Raw genomic sequence first — 10,388 nt, 5'->3', positions numbered from 1 at the left:
GATCAACAACGAAAGCGCCAACATCCACGGTATGGAACTGGCCTTCCAGCACTTCTTCGGATCGACGGGCTTCGGGGTTTCCGGCAGCCTGACCACGGTTCGCGGGGATGTGGCCATTGACCGCAGCGCCCCTCCGGGCGTGGATCAGTTCGCTCTGCTCGGCCTGTCGGATACCTATAACGTCACCCTGATCTATGACAAGGGACCGCTTTCCGGTCGCCTGTCCTATAACTGGCGTGACGAGTTCCTGTCAGCCACCAACCGTGACGGTAACGCCGGTAACCCGGTCTTCACCGAAGCCTTTGGTGTTGTCGATGTGTCGGTAAACTATGAAATTACGCCGTCCATCCTGCTGACCTTCGAAGGTCTGAACCTGACCAACGAACACCTGCGTACCTTTGGCCGTGACAAGAGCAATCTCTATTTCGCTCAGGAACTTGACACGCGCTATCAACTTGGGGTTCGCTTCAAGTTCTAAAGACTATCTCTGATCTATCGGGGAAGGCCGGAGCTTATCCGGTCTTCCCCATCGTTTTGTACAGGATGGCTTATGACGACCCCCGTAGTTCTGGATAATATCGCTCATCATGACCTCCGGCTGATTGAGCGTTACGGGGCCGATCTGGGTGACAATACCAACCAGATGCCGGTCTTTCCCGGCGAATTTGCTGACATTCAGCGTGAATATCCGATTCTTTTCCGCCCCACACCGAGCGGCGGCTTTCAGCCGATTGCCCTTCTGGGCCTGAACGAAAACCTCTATCTCAGCGGCGATCAGTGGCAAGCACATTACATCCCCGCCCTGCGCCAGCGCGGCCCCCTGATGATCGGCCTTGATGATCAGCAAACGCCCGCCACCTATATCGACCCGTCTCACCCCTTGATCAGCCGCACCGAAGGCGCCCCCCTGTTCCTGCCGCATGGTGGAAATGGACCCGCGCTGGAGCGCGCCACCCGCGCCCTGCGCCTGATTCAGCAGGGCACTGAGCGCCTACCCGAGATGTTTGCCGCCTTTGACGCTGCGGCCCTTCTGGCCCCTGTAAATGTCGAGTTACAACTGAACGACGGCAGTCAGTTCAAACTACCTGAGCTTTTCACCATAAGTCAGGAAGGCCTGACCCAACTCAGCGGGGCGCAACTGGCCGAACTGAACGCCGCCGGTTTTCTGGCTCTGGCCTTCCATGTCGTAAGCTCCGTCAATAACCTCCAGACGATTATCAATCTGAAAAACCGGCGTCTGGCCGGAGCGTGACATATGACAATCACCGCTCCCCCGATTAAAGTCCTTACCACAACAGACCCTGACCACATCCCCTATGATCAGCTTATGGTCGATCAGGCACCGGTCATTTTTCGCGGTCTGGCCAAAGACTGGCCACTGGTACAGGCCGGCCTTCAGTCGTCCCAGACCGCCGCCGATTATCTGAAACGCTTTTATCAGGGTCGCCCCGTGACGGCCTATACCGGCAGCCCCGACATCGGCGGGCGTTTCTTCTATAATGATGACCTGACAGCCCTGAATTTTCAGGCCGGACGCGCCCTGCTAACCGATTTTCTCGACCAGCTTCTGGCGCATCTGGACGATCCCGTTCCGCCGTCATTTTATCTCGGCTCGACGGACCTCGGCATATACCTGCCGGGCCTGCGTGAGGAAAATGACCTCGCCCTTACTCATGAGATGTTCACAGCCAACCCGCCGCTGGCCAGCATCTGGATCGGCAACCGTACCACGGCCACCGCCCATTATGATATGTCGCACAATCTGGCGGCCTGCGTCGCGGGGCGCAGACGCTTCACCCTGTTTCCGCCGGATCAGGTGGCCAACCTCTATCCCGGCCCGCTGGAGCCGACCCCCGGCGGTCAGGTCGTCAGCATGGTCGATTTTCGCAATCCCGATTTCAACCGCTTCCCCCGTTTCCGAGAGGCCCTGAACCACGCCCAGATCGCCGACCTTGAGGCCGGAGATGTGCTGTTTTACCCGGCTCTGTGGTGGCACCATGTCGAAGCGCTGGAACCGTTCAATATCCTGATTAACTACTGGTGGAACACTTCGCCGCGCTTCATGGACACGCCCATGAACACCCTGCTGCACGCCTTGCTGAGTCTGCGCGACCGGCCCGAAGCCGAGAAACAATCATGGCGCGCCCTGTTCGACTATTACATCTTCGGCCCCACTGAAACACCGCGCGCCCACCTGCCCGAAGCTGCCCAAGGCGCTTTGGGGCAACTGGATGAACTCACTGCCCGCCGCCTGCGCGCGCAGTTACTGCACCGACTCAATCGTTAGAACCATAAAAATACAGGGAAGACATCATGAGCACGCAAACCATCAGAAAGGTCGTCATCGCCGGAGGCGGCAGCGCCGGTTGGTGTGCCGCCACAGCCCTCACCCGTTTGCTCGGTCCGCTGCTTGAGGTCACGCTCGTTGAATCCAAAGACATCGGCATAATAGGTGTCGGCGAAGCCACGGTGCCGACCATCCGTAATTTCCATCATCTGCTGAATATCGATGAAAAGGAATTTATGCGGGCCACCAATGGCTCGATCAAGATGGCCATTCGCTTTGAGAACTGGGCGCGTCTGGGCGATTCCTATATCCATTCCTTCGGTATTGTTGGCAAATCCCCGTGGATGGCCAACTTCCATCATATGTGGCATCAAGCCAATGCCGAAGGTATTGGCGGTGAGCTCGGCGAATACTGCCTTGAACACGAAGCCGCCAGAGCCGGCAAATTCCAGACCGGTCCTAATGCCAAGATCAACTATGCCTACCACCTCGATACCGCCCTTTATGGCAAATATCTGCGCGACTTAAGTGAAAAGGCGGGCGTCAATCGCATCGAAGGCACCATTAAGCACGTCAAACAGGACGCCGAGACCGGCAATATCACCGCTCTCGTGCTTGAAACCGGTGAGACCGTCGAAGGCGATCTGTTTATCGACTGCACCGGCATGCGCGGGCTGCTGATCGAGCAAACCCTGAAAACCGGTTATGATGACTGGGATCACTGGCTGGCCAATGACCGCGCCATTGCCCTACAGGCTGAATCCACCGGCCCGTTCATGCCCTATACCGAAGCCATTGCCCATGCCGATGGCTGGCGCTGGCGTATTCCGTTGCAAAACCGTGTCGGCACAGGTCTCGTCTATTCCAGCAAGACCCTGTCGGACGATGACGCCATGACGCGCTTTGAAGGCTTGCTGGAGGGCGCGAAACTGACCGAGCCATCCTTCATCAAATTCCGCACCGGTCGTCGTCGCAAGGTGTGGAACAAGAATGTCATCGCCTTTGGCCTCTCAAGCGGTTTCATTGAGCCGTTAGAATCGACCAATATCCACCTGTTCCACGCAGGCATTACCCGCCTTGTGCAGAATTTTCCGTTTGCAGGCATTTCCGATGCGGCGCGTAACCACTTTAATGAGGTCACCCGTCACGAGGTCGAGCATGTGCGCGATTTCGTCATCATGCATTATAAGCTGACCGAACGTGACGACAGCGAATACTGGCGGGCACGGCGCGATATGCCGGTGCCGGATACGCTGGCCGAACGCATTGCGCTTTATCGTGAAAATGCCAAGCTATATCAGTGGAACGATGAGGTCTTTCGCATCGACTCCTGGCTTCAGGTCATGCACGGCCAGAGGCTGAAGCCCGAACGCTGGCATCACCTTGGACGCCTGATGACCATAGAACAGATGACCACAGCCTTAAACGGCCTAAGCAGCAATATCGCCAGCACCGTAAGCAAGATGCCCACACATGGGGATTTCCTGAAATCGTGGCTGCACGCTTCCTGATCCCACAGCCATATTTCCGCCCAAACATCTGTGGATAATTTTCCCAAAGATTCTACCGGTGACTCGTCAGGCTTGTCAGCGATTCGCAAATCAGCCTAGGCTGATTCGGAATTCATCATGTTTAACGAATCTTAAGGGATTTGCTGTTTAGCTGATGAAGGTTAACGGGCGTAAGCCTTGTTTCTTAACTGTCAGCTTGGCATAGCCGGGAGGGGCTTCATGCGCGTACTACTCATAGAAGACGATAGCGCGACCGCGCAAAGCATTGAATTGATGCTTAAATCCGAAGGTTTCAACGTCTATACGACCGACCTCGGCGAAGAAGGCGTGGATCTGGGTAAGATCTATGACTACGATCTGATCCTGCTTGACCTTTCACTGCCGGATATGTCCGGTCTCGAAGTCCTGCGTCAACTGCGCGTCGGCAAGGTCAATACGCCGGTCATGATCCTGTCGGGTACTTCGGAAATCGACACGAAGGTTAAGTCTCTCGGCGGTGGCGCTGATGACTATATGACCAAGCCCTTCCACAAGGACGAGATGATTGCCCGCATTCATGCGGTGGTGCGTCGCTCCAAGGGCCACGCCCAGTCGGTCATCAAGACCGGTGACATCATCGTCAATCTGGATGCCAAGACGGTCGAGGTTGCGGGTAACCGCGTTCACCTGACCGGCAAAGAATACGAAATGCTGGAACTTCTTTCCCTGCGCAAGGGCACGACCCTGACCAAGGAGATGTTCCTCAACCACCTCTATGGTGGCATGGACGAGCCGGAACTGAAGATCATTGACGTCTTCATCTGCAAGCTGCGTAAGAAGCTGGCCGTCGCCAATGAAGGCAACTCCTATATCGAAACCGTCTGGGGCCGTGGCTATGTGCTGCGCGACCCGCAAGAGGCCCTTAACGGCGGCACCATCGTCGCTGCCTAAGCCTTTCAGGTTTGACTATATAAAAAGCCCCTGCCGTCCTCTCACGGCAGGGGCTTTTTATATCCGCCTTCCCCCAGCCCTTTAGAGACGGCCTTAAAGGGTTGGAGTCTGAGCCGAAAAGGCGTGTCTTCGAGAACCGTAGCGCAGCGTACTTATGGTACGTGAGCAACGGAAGCGCAGAAGATGCGTCTTTGCAGGCCAGAAAACGGCCTTTTGAAGCCGTCTCTAATTCGCCCGACACTGGGTTGGCACCATACGCCCCACCGTCCATGTGGCTTCCGTACCCTTGCCCCGGAAATCATGGCGCGGCGTCGCATAATGCATACCCGATGCGACGCGTTGCTGCGGCAACTCAAGCCTGGTCCCGTCAGCCAGCGTAACCGTGGCGGCATTTTCATGGAAATAAACGCTGAACCGCGTCCCGTCGGCGCAATTATAGACCACATCGCTGATCGGCCCCATCGGCGGCGGAGGCGGAGGCGGAGGCAGCGTGCTGGAGTCAATAGGCGGAACCGTGGCACAGGCCGTCAGGGACAAGGCAAAACCGGCAAATATCAGGCGGCGCATGAAATAACCTTTCAATCAAAATATGGCCGGATATTACGGCTTTCCCCGTAAATCGGAAATAAAAAGCGCATATGCTTTTTACACCGTGGCTCATTCGCCTTTTGTCATAAACCGTAAAGACTTGATCGGCATGAGGAACACAGAGCAGTCACGGAACAGACATATGAGATACCTCAACCACCTGATAGGCGATACACGACGGTTTAAGGTGCTGTTCCTGTCCGAACATAATGCCTCACGCTCGGTACTGGCCGAGGCCCTGCTCAACCGCCTGGGGGCCGGACGGTTTGAAGCCTGGTCAGCTGGCGTCAACCCTGCCGAAACCCTAAGCCCCTACGCCGTCGATCTCCTGAAAAAGATGCGCTACGATGTCAAAACCCTGACCCCGAAAACGCTTGGCATGTTTACCGGCGAACAGGCCCCGCGACTCGACTTCGTTTTCCGCCTGTCGTCTACCGTCTCTGAAAATGCTCTGCCGCCCTTTATCGGCAAGCCCATGACTGTGGACTGGCCCCTGCCCGACCCCGATAATAGCGCAGGCTCACCTGCCGAGATTGCCACCGCCTATGCCAGCCTGTTTGCCAATCTGACCAATCGCATCGGCATCTTCGTCAGCCTGCCCACCGCTAGTCTCGAAAGCATGGCCGTCCGCGCCCGCCTTGACCGGATGGGCGAACAGGGTCTCGGCCTGACGGGATAGTCTTTGTTTCAAGTCACATAGGGTGTAGCCTGAGCCGGAATGCTCTCTGATTCCGGATTACCACATGGCTCTGACCCTTTATCACAACCCAAAATGTTCCACCTCGCGCAAGGCGCTGGCGCTGCTTGAGGCCAATGGCTATCAGCCCGAAATCGTCGAATATCTGAAAACCGGCTGGAGCGAAGCCACCCTGAAAGACCTGCTGAAACAGATGGGCGGCATACCCGCGCGGGACATTCTGCGTACCCGCAATACAGATGCGGTCGAACGCGGCCTGACCACCGCCGACGATTCCACGGTCATTGCCGCCATGATCGCGGAACCGGTACTGGTCGAACGCCCGATCCTCGTGACCCCCAGGGGCGCGGTCGTCGCCCGCCCCTTGAGCCGCATGAACGACATCCTCGATCGCCCGATAGAGATCGACTGACCCCATATTCTGAAGACACCCCACCCCTTTGCTAGCGCAAAGCGGTTTCCCTCCCCAAACAAGTTGGGGAGGTATAAAAAATCATACTCCCCCATCTCTGAAGGGAGAGATGTCACGCAGTGACATAGGGGGATTCTTACTTTCGGTTGTTGCGACAAGACCACCCTGCCTCAAATCGTAAGCACAAAAAAACCGCCCTGCGGCGGTTATTTGATGATTTTCGTCTACCACTCTACCGTCTTGAAACGGCTTCAGCTATCGTAGAGCTAATATAATTATACATTTCTTGAGCACTATCACCGAAAGCATAAAAGGCAGTAATACAACCTAAAAAGACTATTGAACCGATCAAACCGTATTCAATAGCAGTAGCACCCGACTGATCTTTTAAAAAATTCCACAGCATGGATTTTACCTATAAGAATTGAAGACCGCAGATATTAAATATCTGCGGTCTCTAATAATCATAAATGATTATGCAGGCGGATTAAGCTTATTCGAAATCGTTGTAAACGTTGTGGTAAGGCTACCGCTCAGGGTACCGAGAACCGTGATCAGGGCTACAGCAATAAGGGCAGCGATCAGGCCGTATTCAATGGCAGTCGCGCCGGATTCGTCTTTAAGGAAGCGGTTGAAAAACTTGGTCATGAGTTATCTCCGTAAGATGAGCTTTTATTAAGCAAGTGAACAATCTACTATGTATTCAGAACGTGAGTAGTTGGCCCACTTGCTCCCGAACACGAGATCAATTTATCCAATCGCTGTTAATTCCAAGTGAAAGAGAATGGTAAACAAAAAATATTCTTTAGTTAACATATGTTTACTGTTAATTTAAATTAACCTTAACCTGTATTAATAGTATATTTATTTGAATCAAGACACATTTTCCCCGCGAAATCCCCGTCACCATAAATAATCACTCACCGCCCCGACCCCATATTTAGGCATAAAAAAAGCGATCAGGATTAACCCTGACCGCCTTTCAAACGCATAACTTAACAAAAAAACGCGCTTAACCGCGCCGACGCCTGCCCTTTTTCCCGCCCTTGGGGCGTGAGAAACGCACGATCTTGTTGTCTTCAAGCGTTTCGGAGCGCGGCAGGCTGATATGGCGCGGCCCCAGCCCGAACAAAGATGCCATAGGTGCTTCATCGAGAAATACCGTATCACTTTCGCCATAGCCGTTAAAACCGGTGGCCATAGCGACGCCATAGGCCCCCAGCATGCCGATTTCGATATAGTCGCCTTCGACCACATCCGCAGGCAGCCAGAACGGCCCCGGCATATGGTCGATGGAATCACAGGTGGGGCCGTAGAAACGGAACGGCTTCAGCTCAGACGACACCTCACCCCCTGCATCGGCGCGGTGCAGCTTAACCGGAAACGGCCATTTAGCGTGGGTAGCGTCAAACAGATTGCCATAGGCCCCGTCATTCAGATAGAGCGCATCGCCCTTTCGCAGGTCCACCCGCGTCAGGATAGAGGTCGATTCTGCCACCAGAGACCGGCCAGGCTCGGCCCACAGTTCGGTCGCCTCATGCACCTTCATGTCTTCGAAGGCACGATCAATGACGTCCATATATTCGCTAAGGGCGGGCGGCACCATGCCCGGATAGATCGACGGAAAACCGCCACCGACATCGACAATATCCGCCAGCACACCGGCCCGCACCAGCGAGCGCGACGCCGCCGACATGGCCGCCGCATAGGCAGTAGGCCGCATACATTGTGAACCGACGTGGAAGCTGATGCCCATCTTGTCCTGCGTCGCCTGACGCGCCGCCAGCAACAGGGCGGGTGCTTCATAGACCTGAGCGCCGAACTTGTTGGTCAGGGGCAGGTTAGCGCCCTCACCCGACGTCGCCAGACGCACGATCAGGTTCAGATCCTTCGCCCCTCCGGTCGAATCGAGAATCTTCGCCAGTTCTTCCTGCGTATCGAGGCTGAAGGTGCGCACGCCAAAGTCATAATAGGCTTCGGCAATGGCGCGGCGTGATTTCACCGGATGCATGAAGGCCAGACGCGCCTCAGGGGACAGCGCCTTGACCAACTTGACTTCGTTGATCGATGCCACATCAAAGGCGCGCACACCGGCATCACGTAAGGTCTCAATGACCCACGCGGACGGATTGGCCTTAACGGCATAGAAAATTTCACCTTTGAAGTGGCTCTGAAACCATTGCGCGGCAACGGTGACGGGCGCACGTCGCACAAGGGCGACGGGGCGTTCCGGTGACTGCTCGCGGACCAGGTTCAGGGCCGTTTGGGAGTGATGTGTCACTGCCAAATCCCTGCTAAAAAAATTAAACCCAGACCGGCGTTAGCAGCGTTTCGTGTCCACCTAAATCGTCAGGAAAACCTGAACGATCCCGAAGGTGGGCGGCCCAAGAAGCATTCTTAGGACTTTGTGTCGGGGTCCGCCGGAAGCGGGCTATATCAGGCATTTTGCCTTCCATGTAAAGACCCGCAATCAGATAAAATTGCAATGCGCGCCCTTGTACCTGTCATGAAGCGGCCATCGGTTGCAAATTCGGATAAATTTCGGCAGATTCATCGTCTGGCTTTATAAAAGGGATACTCCCGTTGATCGCGGCACAGCGCTTTATCCGAAAAACGCTTCTGGTTCTGGGGCTTCTGACCTCACTAAGCCTCGCTTCAGCCTGTCAGCAGGCTGCCGCCCCACGATCGGACGAGGTGACCTTTGCCGTGGTCATACCCGACGGGGCCTCCGAAGCCGAAAGCGCCTGGCGCACCTATCTGGAAGACATGGCGAGCCTGACCGGCCTTAAGATCAAACCGAATTTCGCCGCCGACGATAACGCCTCGGTTAAGGCCATGCACAACAATCGCGTTCAGGCGGGCCTGTTTTCCAATACCGCCGCGCTCAATGCCGTCCGTGACGCCAGCGCCTATGTCATTGCCCGCGCCTCGGACCCCACGGCCCCTGACGGCTACCGGAGTGTGATTGTGACACGGGCAGATTCCGGCCTGACGCTCGCGCACCTTACGGCCTGTAGCGGTGGCCTGCGGTTAGGCATGGGCGCAGAAGCGTCTCTGGCCGGAAATCAGGCGCCCCTGACCTATCTGTTTCTTCCGGAAAAAATCGATCCTGACACGTGCTTTGCTTCGGTTGACCGCTCCGAACCACCAAACCAGATCAATAACCTGATAACGGGCAAACTTGATGCCACCGTCAGTAACAGCATCGCCCTGCAACGTTTCAATACGGCCTCCCCTAAAGAGGCCGCACGGCTAAAGGTTATCTGGAGTTCTCCGCTACTACCCGATCCGCCGCTGCTCCTGCGTAAGGATCTTGATCCAGCAACGCGGGAAAAACTGCGCAGTTTTATTCTGAGCTACGGCACAGGCGACGGCCCCGAAGCCGAGCGTCAGCGCGGTGTTCTGGCCCGCCTCGGCCTCGGTGCTTTCCAGCCTGCCGACGATACCCACCTGCTGCCGATACGCGAAATGGAAGCCGCGCAAACCCTCATTGCCGCCCGCAAAGACAATGACCCTCAGACGCTTGCTCAGGCTGAAAAAGCGTTTGAGGCAATTGCGGCACAAAGACGCGCATTGGCCAAACCGGTCGAAGCGCCCGCCGATCCGCTATAAAAAACCGGCAAATACGCTCTTACCGCTTTTGTGTTAGGCTGATCCTCCCGTGGGCGGGGTTCATTTCAACCGGAGCTGATTATGAGTTTCTTTTCAAAAATCAAAAATGCGATTTTCAGGAAAAAGCCAGTACCCGCCGAACCGGCCCCCGACATCGCCATCACACCGGCAGCCACTGCCGCCACCAGCACCGTCATCAGTCAGGAGCCGGAAACCCTCGCCAATGTCGATGTCGAGGCCATTCTGGACGACGCCTCAGGCCGGGCCGGTCAGCCACTGAACTGGCGCACCTCGATTGTCGATCTTCTGAAATTGCTCGACCTCGACTCAAGCCTTGCCGCGCGTAAGGAA

13 protein-coding genes are annotated in these 10,388 nt (G+C 55.7%); 9 read left to right on the top strand and 4 right to left on the bottom strand.

The window, feature by feature from the left end; translation table 11 throughout:
* The 5 genes from E5201_RS03375 to ctrA form a co-directional block, all read left to right on the top strand.
* Positions 1-478 (top strand): TonB-dependent receptor domain-containing protein (locus tag E5201_RS03375; RefSeq protein WP_140984579.1); only part of this gene is annotated, 478 nt, incomplete at its 5' end.
* Positions 479-550: 72 nt separating this feature from the next.
* The gene (locus E5201_RS03370; protein WP_140984578.1) at positions 551-1,252 is read left to right on the top strand and encodes a SapC family protein; all 702 of its coding nucleotides are present in this window, start codon (positions 551-553) and stop codon (positions 1,250-1,252) included.
* Positions 1,253-1,255: 3 nt separating this feature from the next.
* The gene (locus tag E5201_RS03365; protein WP_140984577.1) at positions 1,256-2,287 is read left to right on the top strand and encodes a cupin-like domain-containing protein; all 1,032 of its coding nucleotides are present in this window, start codon (positions 1,256-1,258) and stop codon (positions 2,285-2,287) included.
* Positions 2,288-2,313: 26 nt separating this feature from the next.
* Positions 2,314-3,798 carry a tryptophan halogenase family protein gene (locus E5201_RS03360; RefSeq protein ID WP_140984576.1) on the top strand — a complete coding sequence of 495 codons (1,485 nt, stop codon included), beginning with the start codon at positions 2,314-2,316 and terminating at the stop codon, positions 3,796-3,798.
* Positions 3,799-4,017: 219 nt separating this feature from the next.
* Positions 4,018-4,728: a response regulator transcription factor CtrA gene (gene ctrA / locus E5201_RS03355; protein ID WP_140984575.1), complete on the top strand. Its 711-nt coding sequence runs from the start codon at positions 4,018-4,020 to the stop codon at positions 4,726-4,728.
* 225 nt (positions 4,729-4,953) lie between these two features.
* Here the strand turns inward: ctrA and E5201_RS03350 are convergent, their stop codons facing one another.
* Positions 4,954-5,295, bottom strand: coding sequence for an MliC family protein (locus tag E5201_RS03350; protein WP_140984574.1), 342 nt, complete (start codon positions 5,293-5,295; stop codon positions 4,954-4,956).
* A gap of 163 nt (positions 5,296-5,458) precedes the next feature.
* On the opposite strand from E5201_RS03350, the gene E5201_RS03345 reads away from it, so the two are divergent.
* Both E5201_RS03345 and arsC read left to right on the top strand, forming a co-directional pair.
* Positions 5,459-5,995: an arsenate reductase/protein-tyrosine-phosphatase family protein gene (locus E5201_RS03345; RefSeq protein WP_140984573.1), complete on the top strand. Its 537-nt coding sequence runs from the start codon at positions 5,459-5,461 to the stop codon at positions 5,993-5,995.
* Between the two features lie 64 nt (positions 5,996-6,059).
* The gene (gene arsC / locus E5201_RS03340; RefSeq protein ID WP_140984572.1) at positions 6,060-6,425 is read left to right on the top strand and encodes an arsenate reductase (glutaredoxin); all 366 of its coding nucleotides are present in this window, start codon (positions 6,060-6,062) and stop codon (positions 6,423-6,425) included.
* Between the two features lie 232 nt (positions 6,426-6,657).
* Here arsC and E5201_RS03335 read toward each other — a convergent pair whose 3' ends face one another.
* The 3 genes from E5201_RS03335 to E5201_RS03325 form a co-directional block, all read right to left on the bottom strand.
* The gene (locus E5201_RS03335) at positions 6,658-6,831 is read right to left on the bottom strand and encodes a Flp family type IVb pilin (RefSeq protein WP_140984571.1); all 174 of its coding nucleotides are present in this window, start codon (positions 6,829-6,831) and stop codon (positions 6,658-6,660) included.
* A gap of 68 nt (positions 6,832-6,899) precedes the next feature.
* Complete coding sequence (locus tag E5201_RS03330; RefSeq protein ID WP_140984570.1) at positions 6,900-7,073, bottom strand: Flp family type IVb pilin; 174 nt, start codon at positions 7,071-7,073, stop codon at positions 6,900-6,902.
* A 364-nt stretch (positions 7,074-7,437) separates the two neighbouring features.
* Entirely contained in the window at positions 7,438-8,706 is a 1,269-nt protein-coding gene (locus E5201_RS03325; RefSeq protein ID WP_140984569.1) for a type III PLP-dependent enzyme, read from the bottom strand.
* 302 nt (positions 8,707-9,008) lie between these two features.
* On the opposite strand from E5201_RS03325, the gene phnD reads away from it, so the two are divergent.
* Both phnD and E5201_RS14960 read left to right on the top strand, forming a co-directional pair.
* A complete protein-coding gene (phnD, locus tag E5201_RS03320; protein ID WP_181404514.1) occupies positions 9,009-10,037 on the top strand; it encodes a phosphate/phosphite/phosphonate ABC transporter substrate-binding protein in 1,029 nt (342 codons plus the stop codon).
* A gap of 81 nt (positions 10,038-10,118) precedes the next feature.
* On the top strand, positions 10,119-10,388 hold a 270-nt coding region (locus E5201_RS14960), incomplete at its 3' end, for a DUF3597 family protein (RefSeq protein WP_246050370.1).

It is taken from the genome of Asticcacaulis tiandongensis (genome assembly GCF_006475605.1).
In the GTDB taxonomy this organism is placed as follows: Bacteria; Pseudomonadota; Alphaproteobacteria; order Caulobacterales; family Caulobacteraceae; genus Asticcacaulis; species Asticcacaulis tiandongensis.
Note: the sequence above shows the minus strand (reverse complement) of the source record. Positions and strands in the feature narration are given on the sequence as shown.

Coding starts and splice junctions, on each gene's coding strand:
- E5201_RS03370 (WP_140984578.1), top strand. CDS start 551: ATGACGACCCCCGTAGTTCTGGATAATATCGCTCATCATGACCTCCGG.
- E5201_RS03365 (WP_140984577.1), top strand. CDS start 1,256: ATGACAATCACCGCTCCCCCGATTAAAGTCCTTACCACAACAGACCCT.
- E5201_RS03360 (WP_140984576.1), top strand. CDS start 2,314: ATGAGCACGCAAACCATCAGAAAGGTCGTCATCGCCGGAGGCGGCAGC.
- ctrA (WP_140984575.1), top strand. CDS start 4,018: ATGCGCGTACTACTCATAGAAGACGATAGCGCGACCGCGCAAAGCATT.
- E5201_RS03350 (WP_140984574.1), bottom strand. CDS start 5,295: ATGCGCCGCCTGATATTTGCCGGTTTTGCCTTGTCCCTGACGGCCTGT.
- E5201_RS03345 (WP_140984573.1), top strand. CDS start 5,459: ATGAGATACCTCAACCACCTGATAGGCGATACACGACGGTTTAAGGTG.
- arsC (WP_140984572.1), top strand. CDS start 6,060: ATGGCTCTGACCCTTTATCACAACCCAAAATGTTCCACCTCGCGCAAG.
- E5201_RS03335 (WP_140984571.1), bottom strand. CDS start 6,831: ATGCTGTGGAATTTTTTAAAAGATCAGTCGGGTGCTACTGCTATTGAA.
- E5201_RS03330 (WP_140984570.1), bottom strand. CDS start 7,073: ATGACCAAGTTTTTCAACCGCTTCCTTAAAGACGAATCCGGCGCGACT.